Source organism: Pectobacterium fontis (genome assembly GCF_000803215.1).
GTDB lineage: Bacteria > Pseudomonadota > Gammaproteobacteria > Enterobacterales > Enterobacteriaceae > Pectobacterium > Pectobacterium fontis.
In genome coordinates this window covers 26,003-50,665 of the sequence record NZ_JSXC01000026.1, presented here as the reverse complement: position 1 = coordinate 50,665, position 24,663 = coordinate 26,003, and the positions used below count along the sequence as shown (strand labels likewise).

Below are 24,663 nucleotides of genomic sequence, written 5' to 3'. Positions count from 1 at the left end.
GCGCAACTTTGTGATGCAAAGAGATGCTACACCATAGAACTCCGTTTTTTCTCTCTTAGTGGAGGCAACATGAGTGGAAATAAAGTTCACTGGAATGGCGGCTTGCATGATGATGCAGTACAGATGATGTCGCACGGCGGAGGCATCATCGTCTCCCCCACCAAGGTGGGTTACATCATCATGGCTACCGATAAAATCGGGCTGGAGCGCAAGTTTGACGCCAAGCAGCGCAACCGAAACAAGCCAGGCGTCGTGCTGTGCGGTTCTCTCGCGCAGTTGAAAGCGCTGGCGCAGTTGAATCCAGAAATCGAACAGTTATATCAACGCCATTGGGATGCCGATGTGCTGCTGGGCTGCATCCTTCCCTGGCACGATAGCGCTCTGGCGCGTATCCCCGAAGATGGTTCGAAAGCGTTGATGATGGACGATCGCCAAACCAGTTGCTTCGTGATTAAATTCGGTAAGCCGAGTGAAATGCTCACGCAGGAACTGTGGGAAAAGTACGGTAAATTAACCTTTGCCAGCTCGGCCAACCCGTCTGGTAAAGGCAACCGGGGCGAGGTGGCAGGGATCGGCGAGCGTATCAGCGCCTTTGCCGATCTGATTATCGAAGCCGACGATTACGTGAAATCTATCCAGCCAAATAAATCCCATGACACACGCTACGAGCAAGGGGTAATGGTGTCGATGGTGGATATGAAGGGAAGGCTCGTACCGGAACAGCAAGGAAGACGTCATATATTTCCTTGTCCGGCACTGATACGCAAAGGGCTGGACGTGGACAGCGTGATGTCGCTCATGTCTGACATCTTCACCACCTGGGACTATCGGCACGGCGATTACTATTAGCCGCTATCACCACTTATTACAGCAGCGGCGTAACCCGCTGCTGAATGCCCTTCTCGTCACAGACACCGTAGTTCCCAAACGACCTTAACGCAGGTGAGATTCACACGACACTGAACGGGCACGCTGACGACGGTTTATGATGCGTTCACGTAATACGTCGTAACACCAGTTGTACACCACGGTGTACGGCAGGAAGAACAGGAAAAAACCGATCTCAAGCATCAGCGCCTGCCACAGGGTGACGTTCAATACCCATGCCGCCAGCGGCAGGCCAATCAGAATAAAGCCGCCCTCAAACCCCAACGCGTGGGCGATACGGATCGGCAGCCGACGTTTTACGCGATCCGCAGGCCATAAGCGATCGAATACTGCGTTGTAGGTCATATTCCAGACCATCGCAACACTCGCCAAAATAAGTGTCAACGTGCCCATATCAAAAACCGACTTATTCATCAGCCAGGCAGCCGTTGGCGCACAGATCATCGTTGCGATAACTTCAAAGCCAACGGCGTGGCACAGACGTTCACGCAATGTTCTCGTCGTGTTCTTTTTCATAGCATATTCACTTTAACTATTGGTTCTGACTGCGCGCATTTTCATCGCATAAGATGGTAGAGTACAGTTAGACTCCATCGATAAAATCGATATATTAGACTCATTGCTGAGCCTTGCTCTGACCGGCCAGCGCAAGCGGCGTGCGGGGCGTTAACAGGGTGTCCTGACACTCGAATTATTAGGGGATAGATAACGATGCGATATTCACCGGAATCCCTGCTGGCTTTTATCACCGCCGTCGATGCGGGTTCGTTTTCCGCCGCTGCGCGACGGCTCCATAAAAGCCAGTCTACCATCAGCGCGGCTATCGCCAATCTGGAAGCCGATCTGGGGTTGACGCTGTTTGATCGATCGGGCCACCAGCCCACGCTCACGCTGGCGGGCAGAAAAGTGCTTTCTCACGTACAGGCGATCTTATCCGCCAGTGAGGCGCTGGATGAACTGGCGATCCGTCTGGCCGATCATATCGAACCCCGCCTGACGTTTGTGCTCTCTGACATCTGGCAAGCGACCCATTACGAGCCGGTGCTCCAACGTTTCGCCCATCACTTTCCCGATATTGAATTTGAATGCCTGATTGCGGAAGGTGACGACGTGATTGATCTGCTGCAAATGAACCGGGCGCATGTTGGCATATTACGCGCACAGACGGATTACCCGCCCGATGTTGCCGCCGCGCGTTTGCAGATAAAGACCGAAATGGCCATTTTTGTGTCGGTGGCGCACCCGCTAGCGATGGAAAAAAGCGTCACTCGCAGCCAGTTGGCAACCGTTCGCCAACTCTATCTCAATACCTATAAACGCAGCGACCGGCTGCAACCGGAAGGGATTGTCTGGTCTGCACCATCCTATCTGATGCTGTTGGAAATGGCGCAGCAGGGGCACGGCTGGAGCATCCTGCCTCGCTGGCTGGTGGCGCAATACGACAGACAGAAGCTGGTAGAACTGCCGGTATCCGGCTGGCCGCAGTGGATTGATGTGGATATTGTCTGGTCCAAGCCTCATCCACCCGGTCCGGCAGGGCTGTGGATGATCGACAATTTCCTTGCTCAGCAAGAAAATATGCCATCATCGTTGCAAGTCACCTAAATTTTTAATTTAACCGTTTACTTTACTTAATTAAGCCAATTAAAAGAGGAATATTTCCGCGCTAAACCGGACGCGTTTTCCGATATTACACGAACATGTAAAACGGGTGCCGTACCGCAGCCTCGCTCGTCTGTTACAGCGAGAAATCGTGCACAATATCCTTATTATGATGTACCAAAGTAGTACTTCCCGACAAAAAACCATACTATTATAGTGATTACTACTTTTGTATTCGAGACATCCCTGTAGTGCTGTGGTAATGCGCCTTACCTTAATAATAAGACGTTGAATCCTATAAAGGTCGGAATTGACTAATTAATGCAATTGCAAGTGAGAAAAAAATGTCGAATAAACCCTTCTATTACCAAGATCCTTTTCCACTCCGTAAAGATGACACCGAATATCGCCTGTTGAGCAGCGATTTTGTCTCTGTCACACAGTTTGAAGGCCAGGACATCCTTAAGATCGATCCAGCCGCATTGACCCTGCTGGCTCAGCAAGCCTTCCACGACGCCTCTTTCATGCTCCGCCCCGCTCACCAACAGCAAGTTGCCGATATTCTCCACGACCCTGAAGCCAGCGAAAACGACAAATACGTTGCCCTGCAATTCCTGCGCAACTCAGAAATTTCCGCTAAAGGCATTCTGCCGACCTGTCAGGATACCGGCACGGCGATCATCGTCGGTAAAAAAGGCCAGAACGTCTGGACGGGCGGGAACGATGCCGAAGCGCTGTCCAAAGGCGTCTACAACACGTTCATTGAAGACAACCTGCGCTACTCGCAGAACGCCGCGCTGGACATGTACAAAGAAGTCAACACCGGCACCAACCTGCCTGCACAGATTGATCTCTACAGCACCGAAGGCGAGGACTATAAATTCCTGTTCGTCACCAAAGGCGGCGGTTCAGCCAACAAGACGTATCTGTATCAGGAAACCAAAGCGCTGCTGACGCCGGGTAAACTGAAAAGTTTCCTGATCGAGAAAATGCGCTCGCTGGGCACTGCGGCCTGTCCACCGTACCATATCGCGTTTGTGATTGGCGGCACCTCGGCAGAAACCACGCTGAAAACCGTTAAGCTGGCGTCAACCAAGTACTACGACGAACTGCCCACCGAAGGCAATGAGCACGGTCAGGCGTTCCGCGATGTCGCGCTGGAACAGGAAATTCTGGAAGCCGCGCGTGACTTAGGTCTTGGCGCGCAGTTCGGCGGTAAATATTTTGCGCACGACGTACGAATTATCCGCCTGCCGCGCCACGGCGCATCGTGCCCCGTCGGCATGGGCGTGTCCTGCTCCGCTGACCGTAACATCAAAGGCAAAATCAACCGCAAGGGCATCTGGCTGGAGCAGCTAGAGCAAAATCCGGGTAAATACATTCCTGAACACCTGCGTGAAGCGGGCGAAGGCGATGCGGTGAAGATCGACCTGAATCGTCCGATGGCCGAGATCCTGAAAACCCTGTCACAATATCCGGTTTCGACCCGCCTGTCCCTGACCGGCACCATCATCGTCGGTCGTGATATTGCCCACGCCAAGCTGAAAGAGCGCCTGGATAACGGCGAAGGCCTGCCGCAGTACATCAAAGATCACCCGATCTACTACGCCGGTCCGGCGAAAACGCCAGAAGGTTATCCGTCCGGTTCATTAGGCCCGACCACCGCTGGGCGCATGGATTCCTACGTCGATTTACTGCAAGCCAACGGCGGCAGCATGATCATGCTGGCGAAAGGCAACCGCAGCCAGCAGGTGACTGACGCCTGCCATAAACACGGCGGGTTTTATCTCGGCAGCATCGGTGGCCCGGCGGCGATTCTGGCGCAAAACAGCATCAAGAGCCTGACCTGCGTCGAATACCCGGAATTGGGGATGGAAGCCATCTGGAAAATCGAAGTCGAAGATTTCCCCGCCTTTATTCTGGTGGATGATAAAGGCAACGATTTCTTCCAGGTGATCCAGAGCGCGAAATGCGTGAAATGCGGTTAAAGAAACTTTGACGTGATTAGAAGTTAGGCGATATTTCGTGTACCAACGCCGCGACGGTTCGTCGGGGCGTTTTTTACTTAATGCCTAACCGCTTTGCCAGCCGATGCAAGTTGCCGCTGTCCAGTTCCAATTCTCTGGCGCAGGATGACCAGTTACCCTCATGGCGCGCCAGCGTGTGCTGGATGATCCGGCGCTGATAGTCATCCGTAGCCTCTCGCAGACCGCCGCGAATGAAAGACACTGGCGCTATCTCAATAGCCTTCGATGCTTCTATAGCAGAATTAACAAGTTGAGAAGGAAGCTCCAGATTGAAATGCTCACGACCCAACAGCACCTCGCCCGATTCCTGCCCCGCCCTCGCCAGCACGGTAGCGCGATAAATCGCGTGTTCCAACTCGCGCACATTCCCCGGCCAGTCATACTGTTCCAGCAGCGCCCCCGCCTCTGCGGTTAACGTCAGCCGCGCCAACCCCAGTTGTACGCGGCTACGCTCACAGAAAAACCCCGCTAACAGCGCCACGTCCTGACTACGCTCACGCAGCGGCGGCACAGATAGCGGAAACACGCTTAAACGGTGGAATAAATCAGCGCGGAAAGCGCCATCCAATACCGCCTGCCGCAGATCGCGGTTAGTCGCCGCCAGCACGCGCACATTCACTTTCAGGCTGCTGTCATCCCCCACGCGCTGGAGATCGCCATATTGCAATACGCGCAGCAGCTTCGCCTGTAGCGTTAGGGACAGCTCACCAATCTCATCCAGAAACAGCGTGCCGTTATCCGCCATTTCAAACTTGCCGGTGCGATGGTGGATCGCACCGGTAAACGCCCCTTTCACATGACCAAATAGCTCACTCTCCGCCACCGATTCCGGCAACGCGGCGCAGTTCAGATAGACCAGAGGATGCGTTACCCGACTGGAACCGTGATGAATCGCCCGCGCCACCAGCTCTTTACCGACGCCGGTTTCCCCCATAATCAGCACATTCAAATCGGAACCCGCAACGATATCGACCTCTTTCTTCAACCGCTGCATCGGTTCCGACAACCCAACCATTTCATCCACACTTTCCGCCGCCGGACTTTCGGCGTGCACCGGTGCGGGCAACTGCCGCTCAAGACGCTCCATCAGCAGCGCATTGCTCAGCGCCGCCGCCGCCATTGCGCCCACCAGCCGTAGCTCCTCATCACTAAAATGGTCGAACTGACAGGGATCCATACCGTCCACGGTCAACGCGCCGATCAGGTTCTGGTTAGCAAACAGCGGCAGGCCGACACAGGCGTGTACCTTAAGATCTTCCTGACTGGGGATCAGGCCGTCATAGGGATCGGGAAGCTGACTGTCGGCCGGAAAACGCACCACATCCCCCGCTCGGGCAATCGCCTCCAGGCGGGGATGATCGGACAGACGAAAGCGTCGCCCCAGTACGTCTGGCGCCAAACCATCTATCGCCAACGGACGGAACAGTTGATTTTCGTAGCACAGTAGCGCCGAGGCATCACAGCGCAGCAGTTGGCGCAGGCTGTTGATCAGGCGTTGAAAACGATCCTGATTCGATAGCCCCATCTGCAATTCAATCGCGATACGTGCGAGGGCATTAATGGAGAGCGTCATGATGTGTCCTAATGACAGAGGCAATGTCATTAAGACAATATATAAATCATGTCATTTTGACAATCATGATTTATTAAAACCATTAAAATCAATATATTAAAAAATGGCACGCTTCCTGCAATCTCTACAGCATATTTCCCGTAAAAGACTATTGAGGTTTCAGAACATGGCGATTCACGTTAAGAACAATATCCACTGGGTTGGACAACGCGACTGGGAAGTGCGTGATTTTCACGGCACGGAGTACAAAACGCTGCAAGGCAGCAGCTACAACAGCTATCTGATCCGCGAAGAAAAAACCGTCCTGATCGACACCGTCGATCACAAATTTAGCCGCGACTTTGTGCAGAACCTGATGGCGGAAGTGGATCTGAACACAATCGATTACATCGTGATCAACCACGCCGAAGAGGATCACGCGGGTGCGCTAAGCGAGCTGATGGCGCGTATTCCCAACACGCCAATTTATTGTACTCATAATGCGATCGATTCTATTACCGGTCATCACCATCACCCCGAGTGGAATTTCCACACGGTCAAAACCGGCGATACACTGGATATCGGCAACGGCAAGCAGTTGATCTTTATCGAAACGCCGATGCTGCACTGGCCAGACAGTATGATGACCTACATGACCGAGGATGCTGTACTGTTCAGTAACGATGCGTTCGGTCAGCACTACTGCGATGAACACCTGTTTAATGACGAAGTCGATCAGACGGAACTGTTCGAGCAGTGCCAGCGCTATTTCGCCAACATTCTGACGCCGTTCAGCCGTTTAGTGACCGCCAAGATCCACGAAGTGCTGGGCTTCAACCTGCCGCTGTCGATGGTAGCGACCTCTCACGGTGTGGTCTGGCGCGACGATCCGGCTCAAATCATCCACCTGTATCTGAAGTGGGCGGATAGCTATCAGGAAGATCGCATCACGCTGTTTTATGACACCATGTCGAATAATACCCGCATGATGGCCGACGCTATTGCGCAAGGTATCAACGATGTCGATCCCGGCGTCGCGGTGAAAATCTACAACGTCGCCCGCCACGACAAGAACGAAATTCTGACGCAGGTTTTCCGTTCCAAAGGCGTGTTAGTCGGTTCATCTACCATGAATAACGTGATGATGCCGAAGGTCGCGGCCATGCTGGAAGAGATCACCGGCCTGCGTTTCCAGAACAAGAAAGCCTCCGCGTTCGGTAGCTACGGCTGGAACGGCGGTGCGGTCGACCGTATTCAAACTCGCCTGATGGATGCCGGTTTTGAAACCACGCTGGCACTGAAAACCAAGTGGCGCCCTGACGGTTCCGCGCTGGCAATTTGCCGCGAACACGGTCGCGAAATCGCCCGCCAGTGGGCGCTGCATCCGCTGGATGAGACACCTGCCCGGCGCGTGATATCGCCAGCCACACAGGCCACCACCGCACCGCAACCGGTGAGCGCCCCCGCCGAAAGCACCTGCGGATGCAGTGAAGTCGTTGCGCCACAGTCAGCAGCACAGCCCGCGATACCGTCAGAAAGCGGCTGTATGCAGTGCAGCGTCTGCCAGTGGATCTACGATCCCGCGCTTGGCGAGCCGATGCAGGATGTCACCCCTGGCACCCCGTGGTCGGACATCCCCGACAGTTTTCTCTGCCCTGAATGCGGGCTGGGTAAAGACGTTTTTAACCCTGTGCGCTAAGGAGATCGGGATGAAAGATATCGTGATTATTGGCGCGGGCTTTGCCGCCCGCCAGCTCATCCGCCAATTGCGCAAGCTGGACGCCCACTGCCCTATTCGCTTGATCACCGCCGACAGCGGCGATGAATACAACAAACCGGATTTGAGCCATGTGATGAGTCAGCAACAGCACGCCGACGATCTGACTAACATGTCGGCTGCCGCATTTGCCGAAGAAAACCGTATTACGCTGCTGGCAAACACCCGCGTCACCGCGATTGACCGTAATACGCAACAGGTCGTCTGCGGCACGGATCGTTACGATTACCACAAGCTGGTGTTCGCAACCGGAGCCAGTGCTATCGTGCCGCCGATTCCGGGGCGCGAATACATGCTGACGCTCAATAGCCAGCAGGAATACCGCGCTTATGAAGACCGGCTCTGGCAGGCAAAACGTGTACTGGTGCTCGGTGCCGGACTCATTGGCACCGAATTGGCGATGGATCTGAGCCGCGCCGGAAAACAGGTCACGCTGGTTGACTGCGCCAACAGCATTCTGTCTGCCTTGATGCCGCCTGAAGTCAGCGCCCGCCTGCAATTCACGCTGACGCAGCAGGGCGTGTCACTGCGACTGAACACGAGCGTGCAGCAACTGGAGAAAACGACAACCGGGATGCAGATCGTATTTGCCGATGGCAGCACAGTCGAAGTCGACGAAACTCTCTGTGCGATTGGTTTGCAGGCCAACACTCAACTGGCGAAGGCAGCAGGGCTAACGGTGCAGAAAGGCATCCAGACCTGTGCGCAACTACAGACCTCCGATCCGCAAATTTATGCGTTGGGTGACTGTGCGGAAATGGGCGGCAAACTTCGGCCTTTCCTACAGCCGATTCAGCTCAGCGCCATGGCGCTGGCCAAGAACCTGCTGGGCGCCAGCGAAGCGCTGACGCTGCCGCCGATGCTGGTGAAAATCAAGACGCCGCTGTTTCCGTTACAGATGGCAGGCGATACATCAGGTAGCAACTTGTACTGGCAGCAGGAATGGAACGAACAGGGTATGGTGGCTAAGGCGCTGGATGGTCAGCAAAGGCTGCGTGCTTTTGTGGTCGGCGGTGAGCGAATGAAAGACGCCTTTCCGCTGTTGCGCCAGCTTTCCACCGTGGGTTAAAGCATCGCCTGATACGGCAAAATAAATAATGCATTTAAAATACATATTTCTGGTCAGCCTGCGTGCAGCTTAATAGAATACAGCCATCGCTTTGAGAATTCACAGACTGAGGTAACGATGCAAGATCTCATTTGTTATAAGAAAATGCCGCAGTGGAACAGCCAAACGCTGCCTGCCGCGTTTCAGGAAAAGCACAACACGCAGGAAGGCACCTGGGCAAAACTGACCGTGTTGCAAGGAGAATTGACCTTTTCCATGCTGACCGAAGATGGCGAAACGCTGGAGACATTCCACTTCTCCGAACAGCATCAGCCACCGTTTGTTGAGCCGCAGGCATGGCACCGTATCGTTTCCTTCTCGGACGATCTTGAATGCCAGCTCAGCTTTTTCTGCTCAGCAGAAGATTTCTATCATAAAAAATACGGTCTGACGCGTACCCATTCCGAAGTCATCAACGCAGTGCAATACATCAAACCAGGAAAAACGCTGGATTTAGGCTGCGGTGGAGGACGCAACGCGCTGTACCTGAACCTGCGCGGGTTTGATGTGACTGCCTGTGATAAGCACGAGCAAAGCATTGATTCACTGAATAACATCATCAAGAGCGAAGCGCTGGAAAACATCCGGGCGGGCGTTTACAACATCAATCTGGCAGAGATCAAAGAGCAGTACGACTTTATCCTGTCGACCGTCGTGTTGATGTTTCTGGAGCGTGACCGTATCCCGCACATCATCCGAAATATGCAGGAGAGCACTGTTGACGGCGGCTATAACCTGATTATCGCCGCCATGTCTACGGAGGATTGCCCATGCCCGATGCCCTTCTCGTTTACGTTTAAAGAAGGCGAACTGAAAAACTACTACGCCGAGTGGGAGATCCTCAAATACAACGAGGATATGGGCGAGTTGCACAAGACAGATGCGCAGGGTAATCGCATCAAACTCCGCTTCGCCACGCTGCTGGCAAGGAAACCATAAGCGCAGACCAACCGTTAAAAATCAAAAAGGGCCGACTAATCGGCCCTTTTTGTGTGCGCTAGACGTGTGATTCAACTGGCTTTGCGCTCTGCCGCCACGCGGTAAGCCACCAGATCTTCAATCGTCAGCACCGGCATGTCGTGCTGTTTTGCAAACGCGATCACTTCCGGCGCGTGCGCCATCGAGCCATCATCGTTCGTCAGCTCACACAGTACGCCAGACGGCTTCAGACCTGCCAGCGTCATCAGATCCACCGTCGCTTCAGTATGCCCCCCGCGCGTTAATACGCCACCCGGCTGGGCACGCAGTGGGAAGATGTGACCAGGGCGATTCAGATCGCTCGGCCTGGCGTTATCAGCTATCGCAGCACGAATGGTGGTCAGGCGATCAGACGCGGAAACCCCGGTCGTCACCCCTTCAGCCGCTTCGATCGTCACGGTAAACGCCGTTTGATAATGGCTGGAGTTCTTCTCCACCATCATCGGCAGTTCCAACTGCTGACGACGTTCTTCGGTCACGCACAGGCACACAATGCCACTGCCGTGACGAATCGTCAGCGCCATTTGTTCGACGGTCATGTGTTCAGCGGAAAAGATCATGTCACCTTCGTTTTCACGATCTTCATCGTCCAGTACCAGCACGCCGCGACCATGACGCAATGCATCAAGTGCGCGTTCTACGCGTTCGGTAGGAGTGCCAAATTCAGAAAGTAATGTCTGATTCATGGTAAAAAACCTCAATGTTATTATGGATTACCAGAATCAGGGCGAGCTTGAGGAGTAACTACGGCTACTGGTTGCATAGCCAGAGTTAACAAAAATAACGCGAGCGAGCATGTAGCTCGACAGATACCGTTACTCTCTCCCATCCGGACTATAACCGTCGGCCCCGGAATTACACCGGATCTGCTGACCCCACGTTGCGAAATCGACAACCAGTGTCAAAAACACAGCGTGAGCGCTCGCGGGCTTCCAGTATGTACACTGGTTTACCGCCGGTGGGGAATTACACCCCGCCCTGAGAATAAGCGGATTTACTATAACGCTAATACCTCGACAGAGCAATTGATCCGCCGCAGGAAATAGGGCAAAACGTAGGCGAGATTACGGCAAAATTATGCTGAATATGTGCAAAGCAGGTGTCAGACTTCGCTTATAGGCATTACACTTGCTATTGCTATAGTAGTTACCTTAGATAACCTAATCAGGAAAGCGACATGATTGACCCAAAGAAGATTGAGCAAATCGCCCGTCAAGTGCATGAATCCATGCCAAAAGGTATCCGGGAATTGGGTGATGATGTGGAGAAAAAAATTCGTCAGGTCTTGCAAGCCCAACTGACCCGACTGGATTTGGTGAACCGTGAAGAGTTCGATATTCAGACGCAGGTTCTGCTCCGCACGCGCGAGAAGATTGCCCGTCTGGAACAGCGTCTGACCGAACTGGAAGCGACATTGTCTGCGGAAGAAAAGCCCGCCGCCGTGCCGGAAAACGATGCATCATCATCATAACAATTCATCATTATCACACTGCAACGCCCCATCCAGGGCGTTGCCCGATTCCCAACACAGCCGCAACCGCTCACAGAAGTGCGAACTTCATGAACAAATTTCACAGGGAAACCAACTCGACCTGCCTGCGTGGCAAGAACAGCCATAGCACAGCCAGCATGATGAGTGCGTACAGTGATTTCCAGCCGATCATCAGCAACAGCGCGCAGCAAAGCAGTCCACCGATTGCCGCCATCACTCTGGCGCGTCCTTTCAGCAAACGCCATCCTGCCAGCATACACAGCAGATAAATCAGAACAAAGATGCCGTTCGCGTACACAATCAGCATATCCAGCGGTAGCTTGAGCCAGTAAATCAACAGGCAACACACCAGACAGCACACCACCACAATCGACAGCGCATTCACAGGGGCTTGCCCTGTAGACAGCGTCGCCAAGGCGCTCCCTTTCGGTGCCTGTGACCACACTAAACGAGCAAAACCCTGCGTGTAGATATTCACGCTGGCAAAGCAGGCCAGATATCCGACAAAACAGGCGATCCACAGCGCGTGCTGACCAAACAATTGCACCACAATACCCGGCAGGGACGCCGTGGCGGCAATCCCTTCGCCATAAGCCTTAAAATGCAAGACGGCCACCGTGCATCCCCAATACACCGCCCCCGCGACCAGCATGCCGATGAGTAAAGCCCGTGGGAAATCCCGCTCCGGCACCCGAAACTCCGTCGCCATGTGGGCAAAGGCTTCAAGGCCGACAAAGCACCAGAACATCACCGCCAGCGCCCCGAAGGTGTTAGACCATGACAGTTCACTCACCGAGGGCCAGGGAATGTGCACGGGAGTGATCTCGCCCTGCCACCAAATCGCGATAACCAACCCGACGACCAACATCGCAATAATGATCTGAATGTTGGCGCTAGACCCGGCACTGCGCAGCCCTAGCAGCCAGATACCGCCCAGCGTCAACAGTTGTACGCAGAGCAATCCCAAATCGCTCCAGCCAAAGGCCGCCTGCCAGAACCCCGCGGCAATCTGCAACGCCGCGGGTAGCCCCAGAGGAATCACAGACAGGAATAGCCAACTGGTAACACGCGCCATACGCGGCCCAAAAGCCAGATTAACAAAGTGCGCGGCTCCGCCCGCATGAGGAAAGTGCTGCCCCAGTGCGGCAAAGCCGATGGCGATAGGAAAAACAAACAGGATCAGAATCGGCCATGCCCACAGGCTGTCTTGCTGTGCCAACTGTGCGATTAGCGCGGGGACCGCAAACACGCCAGTACCCAACAGCGAGGTAGAAAGCAGACCAACGCCCTGAATCAGGCCAAGCTCTTGTTTTAATCCTTTTGCTTCACTCACAACGCGTCACCTTTTCTTGCCTTTTCATATCATGACCGATTGGAAGAAATAAAAAAGCCTCCATTAACGGAGGCTTTTTCACCAACCACATTCACAAACGTTATGCTATCAAGCGTTGGCTTTCAGCACATCACGAATGCGGGCTTTGTAGGATTCAACCTTCTGCGGCGTCATCATGCGGCGCTCATCATCCTGCACCACACCGCCAACATCGTCAGCAATACGCTGCGCAGACTGTAGCATCAACTTAAAGTTCTGACTGGCATCACCATAAGACGGCACCATCATGAAAATGGACACGCCGGGCGTTGAAAATTCGGACATCGCGTCCACATTAAACGAACCGGGTTTGACCATATTCGCCAGACTGAACAACACAGGGCCAGCGCCAGCGGGGTTCACATGACGATGGAAAATGTTCATTTCACCAAACTGGAAACCAGCCTGAAGCAGGCTTTGTAACAACAGTTCACCCCCGATGACACCGCCCTGATGCGCCACGACATGTAGAACCAGAACCGCTTCTTTTGCCGCAACAGGCTCGACAGGTTCAGTCGGTTGCTGAGGCTGGGCAGGCGCAGGCTGAACTTTCTCATGCAGCGAGTGCGCAACAGGCTGCGGCTGCGCAAACGATTCACGCGGAACGCCAATACTCGGCTCAGAAACAGGAGCTTCTCTGGGGGCGACCACCTGCGGGTTAGCCGCGTCACGCACTGGCGCACGCGGAGAATCCAACGGCGTAGCGTCATCCAATAAAGGGTCGTAAGAAGAGACAGGGGACATCTGCTCAAACGGCGATCTTGCCTCTGGGCGACGCTCTTCCGATGGGCTGTAGTGGTTATCAAATGAAGCGTTGTCAAACGAAGGCTCATTCTGCTGTGGACGAGCCCCCTTCACGCGAACCTCGCCAACCCCTTCATCCAGATCGTCAAGCGACGTTTCACCACGCGCTTTCTTTGCACGCTTAACGGGGCGGTCACGAAAAAGGGACGAGCGTTCTTTCCGGCTGGTCCACAAGCCGTGCAGTAAAAGCGCTATTATAGCGATCGCGCCAACAACGATTAATATCAGACGCAAGTCCTGCATCATTGCTATCCCAATTGTTCGAACAATACATTGCCACCACGGCAAATACTTATACTACTAACTCTATTTGCCTGAGTACACAAGTGCAAGTCTGCACGCGACTTTATGACAATAAAGATAGATACAACGCACTTTCTTGCTGCTTTTTCATGCAAACATGGACTAGTCAGCATAAGATCATCCCGATATGATGCCCTGACAAATAAATGACTGAGTATATCGGCACTATGTCTTCAGAAAAACCATCCTCTTCCGAAAAAACCGCTTACGGTCATACCAGAGAACAGACCCGCAACGGCATATACTATTTTCTTTCCGGATGGCGCCTGATCTCACTGCCTGGCATCCGGCGTTTTGTTATTTTTCCTTTACTCGTGAATATCATGCTGATGGGCGGCGCTTTTTGGTGGCTTTTCACCCAACTGAATGACTGGATCCCTCAGATTATGGGCCATATTCCAGACTGGCTGCAATGGCTCAGCTACCTCATTTGGCCACTCGCCGTACTCTCCATCTTACTGGTCTTCAGCTACCTATTCAGCACTCTCGCTAACTTTATTGCCGCGCCGTTTAATGGCTTATTGTCAGAGCAGCTAGAAGCCAGATTAACGGGGCAAACACCGCCAGACAGCGGCATACTGGATATCGCCAAAGACATCCCGCGAATCATGAAACGGGAGGTTCAAAAACTGGCGTACTATTTACCCCGCGCGATTGTGCTACTGCTGCTCTATTTCGTTCCCGGCATCGGGCAGACTGTCGCCCCACTTTTGTGGTTCCTGTTCAGTGCCTGGATGCTGGCCATCCAGTATTGCGATTATCCTTTTGATAACCACAAAGTGGGATTTGCGACGATGCGGCAGGCATTACGTCGCCACAAGGTCGACAATATGCAGTTTGGCGCACTGGTCAGCCTGTTTACGCTGGTGCCTTTTTTGAATCTGGTCATCATGCCCGTCGCGGTGTGTGGCGCAACGCAGCTATGGGTGGATCGTTATCGGGATTTATCCGCCACATTACCGAAAAAAGCGCCATAAAAAGTGATGCGCACTGGCTCATCACAGCCAGTGCTGTCTATTGTAATGAAAAGATATTTCTTAAGAACATAACGATATAGCAATTCTTTACTTCACTGAAAAGTCTGAACGGGTATTCTCTCTATGTTCGCAAAAATTTCATACAGTTATAAGGACAGGCTATGAGCAAGATCTACGAAGACAATTCTTTCACAATCGGCCATACGCCGTTGGTTCGCCTGAACCGTATCGGCAACGGACGCATTCTGGCTAAAGTGGAATCCCGCAACCCTAGCTTTAGCGTAAAATGCCGTATCGGCTCCAACCTGATTTGGGATGCAGAAAAGCGCGGCGTTCTCAAACCGGGGATTGAGCTGGTCGAGCCTACTAGCGGAAACACCGGGATTGCCTTGGCTTATGTCGCCGCCGCTCGCGGTTATAAACTCACGCTGACCATGCCTGAAACCATGAGCATCGAGCGCCGTAAACTGCTGAAAGCGCTGGGTGCCAATCTGGTACTGACCGAAGGTGCCAAAGGCATGAAGGGCGCGATCGCCAAGGCCGAAGAGATTGTCGCCAGCGATCCAAGCCGCTATCTGCTGTTACAGCAATTCAGCAACCCAGCTAACCCAGAGATTCACGAAAAAACCACCGGCCCTGAAATCTGGGAAGATACGGACGGTCAAGTTGATGTCTTTATCTCTGGCGTGGGTACAGGCGGTACGCTGACTGGCGTTAGCCGCTACATCAAAAACACCAAAGGCAAGGCCATCATCAGCGTGGCGGTTGAACCAACCGATTCACCGGTGATCACTCAGGCACTGGCTGGGGAAGAGCTAAAACCGGGTCCACATAAGATTCAGGGCATTGGTGCGGGTTTTATTCCGGGTAACCTGGATCTGAAACTGATTGACCGCGTAGAAAAAGTTACCAATGAAGAAGCGATCAGTACCGCACGCCGTTTGATGGAAGAAGAAGGCATTCTGGCGGGTATTTCTTCCGGTGCCGCCGTTGCTGCCGCGCTGAATTTGCTCAAAGAAAAAGAATTTGAAGGAAAAACTATCGTTGTGATTCTGCCTTCTTCTGGCGAGCGCTACCTCAGCACGGCACTCTTTGCCGACCTGTTTACCGAGCAGGAACTGCAACAATAACTTCCCGCCCGTGCTCGTACAAAAAGCGAGCGATGTGTTAAAAAAGCACCTATTTAGGTGCTTTTTTGTGGCACAGTTCAAACTTTCCACCACATACGGATTGCTTTTCTGCATCAGGTTTAGTATTTAACCGAACAATTATTTTGATGCGTGAAATTAATATCCGGCACATACCGCGTCTCATCAGATTTTTTTTGTCCTGCGCATAATAGCCCACATCGCCGTTTTGCGACCGAGGTTAAGATAATGGGTGGCGGGATCTGCGGTGTTTGATGGTATTTTATTCAGGAAATACCTTTGACGGTTTTCTTGTCGCATCGTGGTTCGCCCCTGTAACATAGATCAGGAGCTAACCAAACAGGCTAAAGTTTAGTGAATCGACTAAACTTTAGTTCCACAACATTAATCTAATCCATAAGTTGGGGAAAAAGCATGTTCCAGCAAGAAGTGACTATCACCGCACCGAATGGCCTGCACACTCGTCCCGCTGCTCAGTTCGTCAAAGAAGCGAAAGGCTTCACTTCAGAAATCACTGTGACGTCCAACGGCAAGAGCGCTAGCGCCAAGAGCCTGTTCAAATTACAAACACTCGGCTTAACACAAGGAACTGTGGTTACTATCGCTGCGGAAGGCGAAGACGAACAAAAAGCAGTTGAACATCTGGTTAAGCTGATGGCCGAGCTCGAGTAAGCAACGGGTCTTTTTAGTGAACATCAGAATCGAGTAAGGTAGGGTTATGATTTCAGGCATATTAGTATCACCGGGGATTGCTTTTGGTAAGGCACTGTTACTGAAAGAAGATGAGATTATCATCAACCGGAAAAAAATCTCTGCGGATCAGGTGGAACAGGAAATTGAACGTTTTCTGACTGGCCGTTCCAAAGCATCCGCACAGTTGGAAGCGATCAAGAAGAAAGCGGGTGAGACGCTGGGCGCAGAGAAAGAAGCCATCTTCGAAGGGCACATCATGTTGCTGGAAGATGAAGAGTTCGAGCAGGAAATCATAGCCCTGATTAAAGATGAACATGCTTCAGCCGACGCCGCTGCGTTTTCCGTCATTGAAAACCAAGCCAAAGCCTTGGAAGAACTTGATGATGAATATCTGAAAGAGCGCGCAGCAGACATGCGCGATATTGGGAAACGTTTGCTAAGAAACATTCTCAATATGACTATTGTCGATCTGGGTGATATTCAGGATGAAGTCATTCTGGTCGCCACGGATCTGACGCCGTCAGAAACCGCGCAGTTAAATCTGGATAAAGTGTTAGGTTTCATTACCGATCTCGGTGGCCGCACATCTCACACGTCCATTATGGCTCGCTCACTGGAACTGCCTGCGATCGTCGGCACGACCAATGTGACGCAACAAGTCAAAAACGGTGACTATCTGATTCTGGATGCCGTAAACAACCAGATCTATCAGAACCCGACCACAGAAAAAATTGAAGAATTAAAAGCCATTCAGCAGCAGTACAACGCTGAAAAGCATGAACTGGCGAAATTGAAAGATCTCCCCGCTATCACGCTGGATGGTCATCAGGTTGAGGTCTGCGCCAACATCGGCACCGTGCGTGATGTCGCAGGCGCTGAGCGTAATGGTGCAGAAGGCGTCGGCCTGTATCGTACCGAGTTCCTGTTTATGGATCGTGATTCGCTGCCTACCGAAGAAGAGCAGTTCCAGGCGTATAAGGCGGTGGCCGAAGCCGTTGGCGCTCAGGCGGTTATCGTCCGTACCATGGATATCGGCGGCGACAAAGATCTGCCTTACATGAACCTGCCGAAGGAAGAGAACCCGTTCCTTGGCTGGCGTGCTATCCGTATCTGTCTGGATCGTAAAGAAATCCTGCACGCCCAGTTGCGTGCTATTCTGCGCGCATCCAGCTTTGGCAAACTGCGCATCATGTTCCCGATGATTATTTCCGTGGAAGAAGTGCGTGAGCTGAAAGCCGAACTGGAAATGCTGAAAGCGCAGTTGAGAGACGAAGGTAAAGCCTTTGACGAAAGCATTGAAGTCGGTGTGATGGTAGAAACGCCAGCCGCTGCTGCCATCGCGCCACATTTAGCCAAAGAAGTCGACTTCTTTAGTATTGGGACAAACGACTTAACCCAGTATACTCTTGCTGTTGATCGTGGTAATGAGCTGATTTCTCATCTCTATAACCCGATGTCCCCTGCCGTCCTGACCCTGATTAAACAGGTTATTGACGCGTCCCACGCCGAAGGCAAGTGGACAGGGATGTGTGGTGAGCTCGCCGGTGACGAACGTGCTACACTACTGTTATTGGGAATGGGTCTGGACGAATTCAGCATGAGTGCGATCTCTATCCCGAGCATCAAGAAAATCATCCGTAATGCGAATTACGAAGATGCGAAGGCGCTGGCGGAGCAGGCACTCGCTCAACCGACAGCACAAGAGTTAAGCAATTTGGTGAGCCGCTTTATTAAAGAAAAAACGCTCTGCTGATTCTGCTTTACCTAATAGGTTTCAAGGTGGCAATCAGCATCCCCGACAGGCGATATCGTCGCAGTCGGGGGAGCGAAGAAAGCTAATGCCACACCGACTTGAAAGATTAGGGTATACGCTGGCCCAATATTAATGCTTAGGAGAGAATCATGGGTTTGTTCGATAAATTAAAATCTCTGGTTTCTGACGACAAAAAAGACGCTGGCAGCATCGAAATCATTGCCCCGCTGTCCGGCGAAATCGTCAATATTGAAGATGTTCCCGATGTCGTGTTTGCAGAGAAAATCGTCGGCGACGGCATTGCCATCAAACCAACGGGTAATAAAATCGTCGCACCGGTAGACGGCACTATCGGTAAAATTTTTGAAACCAACCATGCGTTTTCCATCGAGTCTGACAGCGGCATTGAGCTGTTTGTGCACTTTGGTATTGATACCGTTGAATTGAAAGGCGAAGGCTTCAAGCGTATCGCCGAAGAAGGCCAGCGCGTGAAGAAAGGCGATCTCGTTATCGAGTTTGACCTGGCTCTGCTGGAAGAAAAAGCGAAGTCTACTCTGACACCAGTGGTTATTTCCAACATGGATGAAATCAAGGAATTGACCAAACTGAGTGGTACGGTTGTTGTCGGTGAAACACCGGTTATCCGTATCAAAAAGTAAGCCTTTCTTACGGATGGTTTACTACGTTTGCACGAAACGGCACCAGGATGGTGCCGTTTTCGTTTCAGGCCTTCCAGCGCGGTACGCACAGGCGAATCACTAATCCGCACGGTTCGCGATTATCAGCCTCAATATGCCCACCATGCGCCAGCACAACTTTACGGGCAATCGCCAGTCCCAATCCATAGCCCTTGCCGGACAGCGGTGAATCAACGCGAATGAAAGGATCGAAAATGCTGGAGAGCTTACTTTTCTCTACGCCAGGTCCCTGATCGGCGACCTGAATCATCCATTCCTGCTCATTGCCAGTAAGCGACACGGTAACCTGCTGTTTGCGGGCTGAAAAACGTAGCGCGTTGCGCATCACATTATCGACCGCCCTGCGCATCAGTTCCGCATTGCCTTTGACGGTATAGTCTTCGTCCTCATCCGCCGCAAGCAGGATTTCAACGCCAGTAAGCTGTGCTTCATAGCGCGCGTCGTTCACCACGGCCGTCACCAGCCCCAGCAAATCAAAATAGGCTTCCTCAATGCCAGAATGCTCTGTGCGCGATAGCGTCAGCAGTTCACCAATCATCTTATCCATCAGCAGTGCTTCACGCTCGATACGCTGCAAGGAATTCTCTATATTGTCCGGGTTTTGCCTGATCAACCCGATAGCGAGCTGCAAACGCGCCAAAGGGGAGCGTAGCTCATGCGAGACATCATGCAGCAACTGTTCACGCGCACTGGCCAGACTATCCAGCCGTTCAACCATGGAATCAAAATCGCGCGCGACATCGCTAATTTCATCATGACGTTTACGCATCACCGGCAGCAGGCGCACCTTCAGATCCCCTTGCGCAACCTGATCAAAACCGGCACGGATCTGATTCAACGGACGTGCCAAACTCCATGCCAGCACCGAACTAAACAGCAATCCCCCCAGCCCCGCGATGATAACAAACGGCATGGGCACGTTAAGAAACTCGACCGGACGAGGAGGACGGAACTCGCTGCGCAGCAGTTCGGCGTTGTAACGTATCTGATACCACTTTCCGGCAGGACCACTGACCTGCTTGATCACATAAGTGGCACGCGGTGCGCCGGGTTTATCCGGTATAAAAGCATCATCAAGCAAGGTATTTTGCGGGGCAGAAACCAATGCCTGCTCCGACAGCGGCAACAATGATTCGGTAATGGAAATATATTGCTGTTCCTTTTGCGGCAACAGCGACATCACATCGTTCAGTTCCCCCATGCCACCGTGTTGTAGCGCCGCAGCCACTATCTCCGTTTGCAGCGTCGCCATGCGCGACACCACGATCTCTTCCAGCGGCTTATGACGCTCGCCGTCAAAAGAAAAAGCCAGCCACAGCAGTTGGGACATCACGAGGAACGTCAGCCAGAACCCCAGTAATATTTTCCAGAAAAGCCTGCCACGCATCATCATCAGCGAACCCGGTATCCGACACTACGCACGGTTTCAATCGTCATCGCATTACCCGGTAATGCCGCGAGCTTCTGACGAATATTGCTGATGTGTACATCCACGCTGCGATCATAGGCTTCACGGCGACGCCCCAGGCATTTTTCGGACAGTTCATCTTTTGATACCACCCGCTCAGGGAAACGCAGTAACAGCTCCAGCAAATTAAATTCAGAGGCCGTCAAATCAAACGGCGTTCCGCGCCATTCACTGATACGCGTTGCCGGGTTCAATACCAGATCGCCGCTGGCCGCCAGACTTTCGTCCCGTTTTGTACTCGGCTGATCGTCATAGCGACGTAACACCGCCCGCAGCCTTGCCACCAGTTCACGCGGATAACACGGTTTAGGCATATAGTCATCCGCGCCCATTTCCAGACCGATAACCCGGTCGATATTGTCGCCTCGCGCCGTCAGCATAATGATGGGCAGTTGTTGGGTTTTTCGTATCTGGCGCAGCACGTCAATCCCACTCATGTCTGGTAACATAACGTCCAAGATTATCGCGGTATAATCCCCCGACACCGCACCATCGACACCCTCTTTGCCCGTCAGCACGCGGGATGTTGAAAACCCTTCCGCATTCAGATACTCACAGAGCATATCGCCCAATTCTACGTCATCATCGACCAGTAAAATATTCATGCCCAGTCCTCATTAATCGGGTATATCCAAGACATTACCGCTACGGGAAAATCCACATGTGGTTTAACGTATGGCGAGTATAGATGCTGTATTCTCAGGCCTAACGTTAATATTCGCAGCCAGATTTACTGAATCCTTACCATTTCTTGCAGCAAAGATTACCGCTACCTTTACAGACTCGGGGTAAATTACTCACCTGCGTTATTTACGCCCGTTCAGATGTATTCCTTAAGGACGATTTCCCCTCATGCAACCTCGATTTTTTACACGACGCCGTACGGCTATCGCGCTTGGACTTATCGCCATTGTTGTATTGACGTATTTGTTTTTCAACAAACCATCGCCTGCACCAAATGCGATGACCACCGCCGCAGAGATTGCCAATCTCGAACAGACCGTACTCGCTGACGGCAACATTGAGGCACAGAAACAGGTCAGCATCGGCTCACAAGCTTCAGGACAAATCAAAGCGCTGCACGTCAAACTTGGCGATAAAGTGAAAACAGGGCAATTGATCGCCGAAATCGATGATCTCACCCAGCAGGACACATTAAAGAATAGCGAAGCGGCGCTGAAAAATGTTCTGGCTCAGCGCGCCGCCAAACAGGCGGAATGGCGTAATAACGAATTAGGCTGGCAACGTCAGCAAATGTTGATGAAACGTGGCGTTGGCGCGCAGGCGGATTATGATAGTGCGAAAGCCACGCTCGACGCCACCCGAGCCAATATCGACGCGCTGGACGCTCAGATCGCTCAGGCGCAGATCGCCGTTAATACTGCCAAGGTTAATCTGGGATACACGCAAATTCGCGCCCCCATGGATGGCACCGTCGTGGCGATTCCCGTTGAGGCAGGTCAGACGGTGAATGCGATCCAGACGACACCGACTATTGCCAAAGTCGCCAATCTGGACACCATGACCATCAAGGTAAAAATCTCAGAAGCTGATGTCGTTAAGGTAAAAATCGGTATGCCCGTGTGGTTCAGTATTCTGGGCGAACCCAATAAGCGTTATGAAGCCACGCTGAGTTCGATTGAACCTGCGCCAGACTCCATCAACACGGACTCAACGACGACGTCATCCAGTGCAAGCAGCACCAATTCAGCCTCCAGCACAGCGATCTATTACAACGGTCAGTTCGATGTGAAAAACCCCGATGGCGTATTGCGTATATCCATGACGGCACAGGTGAATATTCTGCTGTCTTCGGTGAAAAATGCCATTGTCATTCCAGCCACCGCATTAACCTCACGCGATGGCATGTGGTACGTGCAGGTGCTGAATGCGAACAAGAAAGTTGAATCGCGGCTGGTGACGCTGGGTGTCAACGATAACGTGCGCACTCAGATTCGTTCGGGGTTGAGCGTCGGGGAGCTGGTCGTCGTCACCCCGCCATCACGCGATGCCGCCTCTACACATCCCGCCCCCCCGATGGGGATGTAACGCATGTCTACATCCTTACTTAAGCTGACAAGCATTACCCGGCGTTTTTCCAACGGCGAGCAGGAGGTCACCGTCCTCAAGGACCTCAACCTGACCATCAATCAGGGAGAAATGGTGGCGATTGTCGGGGCCTCAGGATCGGGCAAATCCACGCTGATGAACATTCTCGGCTGTCTGGATACCCCCTCCACCGGTGATTATCAGGTGGCGGGACGCGCCGTGGGCAAGTTGAACAACGACCAGTTGGCAGAACTGCGTCGCGAGCATTTTGGTTTTATTTTCCAGCGCTATCATCTGCTGGGCGACCTCAGCGCGCTGGGGAATGTCGAAGTACCCGCGATTTATGCGGGAAAGAGCCGACTCGCGCGCCGTCAGCGGGCAACGGAGTTGTTAACCCGATTGGGACTGGAAAATCGCCTCCACCATCGCCCCAGCCAGCTTTCCGGCGGCCAGCAGCAGCGCGTGAGTATCGCCCGTGCGCTGATGAACGGCGGGGGCATTATTCTGGCGGATGAACCGACCGGTGCGCTGGACACTCACAGCGGCAACGACGTGCTGAGCATCCTGCGCGATCTGCACCAACAGGGCAACACCGTGATTATCGTCACTCACGATATGACAATCGCCGAGCACGCACAGCGCATCGTCGAACTGCGAGATGGCGAAGTGATTGCCGATCGACAAACGCGCCCCGAAGAGGTCACCACGCCGTCGCTTGAAACCTCAGGCTCTCCGGCAACCTCGGCGCTGAACCAGTTCAGAGACCGCTTTATTGATGCGTTTAAAATGGCGCTACTGGCGATGAACGCCCAGCGAATGCGTACCTTTCTGACCATGCTGGGCATTATCATCGGCATCGCCTCGGTTGTCTCAGTGGTTGCGCTGGGCAAAGGCTCACAGGAGCAAGTGCTCGCCGATATCAACTCGATGGGCACCAGCACGCTGGACATTTTCCCCGGCAAAGACTTCGGCGACATGGATGCCAGCGCTATCCAAACGTTACGAGCCAGCGATATTCAGCCGCTGACGCAGCAGCCCTACGTGCATAGCGTCACGCCCTCTATCGCTACCAGCGTCACGATGCGCTATGGCAATATTGCCGTTTCCGCCAGCGTTTCTGGCGTTGGCGAGCAGTTCTTCACCGTGCGCGGCTATACCCTGCAACGCGGCGTGCTTTTCCCTCGCAGCAGTGTCGATGAACTGACGCAGGATGCGGTGATTGACAACAATACGCTTAACAAGCTCTTTCCCCACGGCGAAGACCCGATTGGGCAAGTGATTCTGCTAGGCTCGCTGCCCGTGCGGATTATCGGCGTCGTCAGCAAGAATCAGGGCGGCTTCGGCAGCGATGAAAATCTGAATGTCTGGATGCCGTACACCACCGTCATGAAGCGCATGGTCGGGCAGTCCTATCTAAGAAGTATCACGGTGCGGGTGAAAGACACGATTGATATGAACGTCGCCGAGAAAAGCATCACCGCGTTGCTCACGCAGCGGCACGGTACGAAAGATTTCTTCATCATGAACACCGATAGCATCCGTCAGATGATCGAGAAAACCACCACCACGCTCACGCTGCTGGTATCGATGATCGCGCTGATTTCGCTGCTGGTCGGCGGTATCGGAGTGATGAATATTATGCTGGTGTCCGTCACGGAGCGTACGCGAGAGATTGGCGTGCGGATGGCGGTCGGCGCACGCACCAGCGACATCATGCAGCAGTTTCTGATCGAGGCCGTGCTGGTCTGCCTGTTCGGCGGCATAATCGGTGTGGGGCTGTCGCTGGCTATCGGCGTACTGTTCGCGCAGTTCCACAGCGCTTTCGCGATGATCTATTCCAGTTCCTCGATTATCGCCGCATTCCTGTGCTCCAGCCTGATCGGCATTCTCTTTGGCTTCTTCCCTGCCCGTCGCGCGGCGCGAATGGAACCGATTCATGCGCTGGAGCGGGAATAGCCCTTTTACGCTTTACCA

21 protein-coding genes and 1 riboswitch are annotated in these 24,663 nt (G+C 52.9%); of the genes, 14 read left to right on the top strand and 7 right to left on the bottom strand.

The window, feature by feature from the left end; all coding sequences use genetic code 11:
- The first annotated feature begins 69 nt into the window (after nt 1-69).
- Nucleotides 70-849: an L-threonylcarbamoyladenylate synthase gene (locus OI69_RS08585; RefSeq protein WP_039348763.1), complete on the top strand. Its 780-nt coding sequence runs from the start codon at nt 70-72 to the stop codon at nt 847-849.
- A gap of 84 nt (nt 850-933) precedes the next feature.
- Here the strand turns inward: OI69_RS08585 and OI69_RS08580 are convergent, their stop codons facing one another.
- Entirely contained in the window at nt 934-1,404 is a 471-nt protein-coding gene (locus OI69_RS08580; RefSeq protein ID WP_039348760.1) for a multidrug/biocide efflux PACE transporter, read from the bottom strand.
- 195 nt (nt 1,405-1,599) lie between these two features.
- Here OI69_RS08580 and OI69_RS08575 point away from each other — a divergent pair, with 195 nt between their 5' ends.
- The gene (locus OI69_RS08575) at nt 1,600-2,493 is read left to right on the top strand and encodes a LysR family transcriptional regulator (protein ID WP_039348756.1); all 894 of its coding nucleotides are present in this window, start codon (nt 1,600-1,602) and stop codon (nt 2,491-2,493) included.
- Between the two features lie 341 nt (nt 2,494-2,834).
- On the top strand, nt 2,835-4,478 hold the full coding sequence (gene fumA, locus OI69_RS08570) for a class I fumarate hydratase FumA (protein ID WP_039348752.1): 1,644 nt from the start codon (nt 2,835-2,837) through the stop codon (nt 4,476-4,478).
- Nucleotides 4,479-4,551: 73 nt separating this feature from the next.
- On the opposite strand, the gene norR is transcribed toward fumA, so the two are convergent.
- Nucleotides 4,552-6,090, bottom strand: coding sequence for a nitric oxide reductase transcriptional regulator NorR (gene norR, locus OI69_RS08565; protein ID WP_039348750.1), 1,539 nt, complete (start codon nt 6,088-6,090; stop codon nt 4,552-4,554).
- Between the two features lie 166 nt (nt 6,091-6,256).
- Here norR and norV point away from each other — a divergent pair, with 166 nt between their 5' ends.
- The 3 genes from norV (at nt 6,257) to tehB (ending at nt 9,893) form a co-directional block, all read left to right on the top strand.
- Complete coding sequence (gene norV, locus OI69_RS08560; protein ID WP_039348747.1) at nt 6,257-7,768, top strand: anaerobic nitric oxide reductase flavorubredoxin; 1,512 nt, start codon at nt 6,257-6,259, stop codon at nt 7,766-7,768.
- Between the two features lie 10 nt (nt 7,769-7,778).
- On the top strand, nt 7,779-8,915 hold the full coding sequence (gene norW, locus OI69_RS08555; protein WP_039348743.1) for an NADH:flavorubredoxin reductase NorW: 1,137 nt from the start codon (nt 7,779-7,781) through the stop codon (nt 8,913-8,915).
- Nucleotides 8,916-9,032: 117 nt separating this feature from the next.
- On the top strand, nt 9,033-9,893 hold the full coding sequence (gene tehB, locus OI69_RS08550; RefSeq protein WP_039348740.1) for an SAM-dependent methyltransferase TehB: 861 nt from the start codon (nt 9,033-9,035) through the stop codon (nt 9,891-9,893).
- Nucleotides 9,894-9,964: 71 nt separating this feature from the next.
- Here tehB and ribB read toward each other — a convergent pair whose 3' ends face one another.
- Complete coding sequence (gene ribB, locus OI69_RS08545) at nt 9,965-10,618, bottom strand: 3,4-dihydroxy-2-butanone-4-phosphate synthase (RefSeq protein WP_039348737.1); 654 nt, start codon at nt 10,616-10,618, stop codon at nt 9,965-9,967.
- Nucleotides 10,619-10,745: 127 nt separating this feature from the next.
- Nucleotides 10,746-10,922, bottom strand: a riboswitch (FMN riboswitch).
- A 187-nt stretch (nt 10,923-11,109) separates the two neighbouring features.
- On the opposite strand from ribB, the gene ubiK reads away from it, so the two are divergent.
- A complete protein-coding gene (gene ubiK, locus OI69_RS08540; RefSeq protein ID WP_039348733.1) occupies nt 11,110-11,403 on the top strand; it encodes a ubiquinone biosynthesis accessory factor UbiK in 294 nt (97 codons plus the stop codon).
- A 100-nt stretch (nt 11,404-11,503) separates the two neighbouring features.
- On the opposite strand, the gene yjeH is transcribed toward ubiK, so the two are convergent.
- Together yjeH and zipA are read right to left on the bottom strand one after the other, a co-directional pair.
- Nucleotides 11,504-12,757, bottom strand: coding sequence for an L-methionine/branched-chain amino acid transporter (gene yjeH / locus OI69_RS08535; RefSeq protein WP_039348730.1), 1,254 nt, complete (start codon nt 12,755-12,757; stop codon nt 11,504-11,506).
- 108 nt (nt 12,758-12,865) lie between these two features.
- Complete coding sequence (gene zipA / locus OI69_RS08530) at nt 12,866-13,846, bottom strand: cell division protein ZipA (RefSeq protein ID WP_200886913.1); 981 nt, start codon at nt 13,844-13,846, stop codon at nt 12,866-12,868.
- Between the two features lie 203 nt (nt 13,847-14,049).
- Here zipA and cysZ point away from each other — a divergent pair, with 203 nt between their 5' ends.
- The 5 genes from cysZ (at nt 14,050) to crr (ending at nt 19,133) form a co-directional block, all read left to right on the top strand.
- Nucleotides 14,050-14,880 (top strand): sulfate transporter CysZ, encoded by an 831-nt coding sequence (gene cysZ, locus OI69_RS08525; protein WP_039348729.1) that lies wholly within the window; start codon nt 14,050-14,052, stop codon nt 14,878-14,880.
- Nucleotides 14,881-15,041: 161 nt separating this feature from the next.
- Nucleotides 15,042-16,010 carry a cysteine synthase A gene (gene cysK / locus OI69_RS08520; RefSeq protein ID WP_039348726.1) on the top strand — a complete coding sequence of 323 codons (969 nt, stop codon included), beginning with the start codon at nt 15,042-15,044 and terminating at the stop codon, nt 16,008-16,010.
- Nucleotides 16,011-16,442: 432 nt separating this feature from the next.
- Nucleotides 16,443-16,700, top strand: coding sequence for a phosphocarrier protein Hpr (gene ptsH, locus OI69_RS08515; protein ID WP_005971891.1), 258 nt, complete (start codon nt 16,443-16,445; stop codon nt 16,698-16,700).
- A 46-nt stretch (nt 16,701-16,746) separates the two neighbouring features.
- Entirely contained in the window at nt 16,747-18,474 is a 1,728-nt protein-coding gene (gene ptsI / locus OI69_RS08510) for a phosphoenolpyruvate-protein phosphotransferase PtsI (RefSeq protein WP_039348724.1), read from the top strand.
- Between the two features lie 149 nt (nt 18,475-18,623).
- A complete protein-coding gene (crr, locus tag OI69_RS08505) occupies nt 18,624-19,133 on the top strand; it encodes a PTS glucose transporter subunit IIA (RefSeq protein ID WP_039348721.1) in 510 nt (169 codons plus the stop codon).
- 64 nt (nt 19,134-19,197) lie between these two features.
- Here crr and OI69_RS08500 read toward each other — a convergent pair whose 3' ends face one another.
- Together OI69_RS08500 and OI69_RS08495 are read right to left on the bottom strand one after the other, a co-directional pair.
- A complete protein-coding gene (locus OI69_RS08500; protein ID WP_039348718.1) occupies nt 19,198-20,565 on the bottom strand; it encodes an ATP-binding protein in 1,368 nt (455 codons plus the stop codon).
- Nucleotides 20,565-21,245, bottom strand: coding sequence for a response regulator transcription factor (locus OI69_RS08495; RefSeq protein WP_039348715.1), 681 nt, complete (start codon nt 21,243-21,245; stop codon nt 20,565-20,567). Before OI69_RS08495 ends, OI69_RS08500 begins: the two co-directional genes overlap by 1 nt.
- 247 nt (nt 21,246-21,492) lie before the next feature.
- Between OI69_RS08495 and OI69_RS08490 the strand changes: the two genes are divergently transcribed.
- The gene (locus OI69_RS08490) at nt 21,493-22,689 is read left to right on the top strand and encodes an efflux RND transporter periplasmic adaptor subunit (RefSeq protein WP_039348707.1); all 1,197 of its coding nucleotides are present in this window, start codon (nt 21,493-21,495) and stop codon (nt 22,687-22,689) included.
- A 3-nt stretch (nt 22,690-22,692) separates the two neighbouring features.
- Nucleotides 22,693-24,645 (top strand): MacB family efflux pump subunit, encoded by a 1,953-nt coding sequence (locus OI69_RS08485; RefSeq protein ID WP_039348704.1) that lies wholly within the window; start codon nt 22,693-22,695, stop codon nt 24,643-24,645.
- Nucleotides 24,646-24,663 lie beyond the last annotated feature (18 nt).

Coding starts and splice junctions, on each gene's coding strand:
- norW (WP_039348743.1), top strand. CDS start 7,779: ATGAAAGATATCGTGATTATTGGCGCGGGCTTTGCCGCCCGCCAGCTC.
- OI69_RS08495 (WP_039348715.1), bottom strand. CDS start 21,245: ATGAATATTTTACTGGTCGATGATGACGTAGAATTGGGCGATATGCTC.
- OI69_RS08585 (WP_039348763.1), top strand. CDS start 70: ATGAGTGGAAATAAAGTTCACTGGAATGGCGGCTTGCATGATGATGCA.
- zipA (WP_200886913.1), bottom strand. CDS start 13,846: ATGATGCAGGACTTGCGTCTGATATTAATCGTTGTTGGCGCGATCGCT.
- ptsI (WP_039348724.1), top strand. CDS start 16,747: ATGATTTCAGGCATATTAGTATCACCGGGGATTGCTTTTGGTAAGGCA.
- OI69_RS08500 (WP_039348718.1), bottom strand. CDS start 20,565: ATGATGATGCGTGGCAGGCTTTTCTGGAAAATATTACTGGGGTTCTGG.
- norR (WP_039348750.1), bottom strand. CDS start 6,090: ATGACGCTCTCCATTAATGCCCTCGCACGTATCGCGATTGAATTGCAG.
- ribB (WP_039348737.1), bottom strand. CDS start 10,618: ATGAATCAGACATTACTTTCTGAATTTGGCACTCCTACCGAACGCGTA.
- OI69_RS08490 (WP_039348707.1), top strand. CDS start 21,493: ATGCAACCTCGATTTTTTACACGACGCCGTACGGCTATCGCGCTTGGA.
- ubiK (WP_039348733.1), top strand. CDS start 11,110: ATGATTGACCCAAAGAAGATTGAGCAAATCGCCCGTCAAGTGCATGAA.
- OI69_RS08575 (WP_039348756.1), top strand. CDS start 1,600: ATGCGATATTCACCGGAATCCCTGCTGGCTTTTATCACCGCCGTCGAT.
- fumA (WP_039348752.1), top strand. CDS start 2,835: ATGTCGAATAAACCCTTCTATTACCAAGATCCTTTTCCACTCCGTAAA.
- ptsH (WP_005971891.1), top strand. CDS start 16,443: ATGTTCCAGCAAGAAGTGACTATCACCGCACCGAATGGCCTGCACACT.
- crr (WP_039348721.1), top strand. CDS start 18,624: ATGGGTTTGTTCGATAAATTAAAATCTCTGGTTTCTGACGACAAAAAA.
- OI69_RS08580 (WP_039348760.1), bottom strand. CDS start 1,404: ATGAAAAAGAACACGACGAGAACATTGCGTGAACGTCTGTGCCACGCC.
- cysK (WP_039348726.1), top strand. CDS start 15,042: ATGAGCAAGATCTACGAAGACAATTCTTTCACAATCGGCCATACGCCG.
- norV (WP_039348747.1), top strand. CDS start 6,257: ATGGCGATTCACGTTAAGAACAATATCCACTGGGTTGGACAACGCGAC.
- tehB (WP_039348740.1), top strand. CDS start 9,033: ATGCAAGATCTCATTTGTTATAAGAAAATGCCGCAGTGGAACAGCCAA.
- cysZ (WP_039348729.1), top strand. CDS start 14,050: ATGACTGAGTATATCGGCACTATGTCTTCAGAAAAACCATCCTCTTCC.
- OI69_RS08485 (WP_039348704.1), top strand. CDS start 22,693: ATGTCTACATCCTTACTTAAGCTGACAAGCATTACCCGGCGTTTTTCC.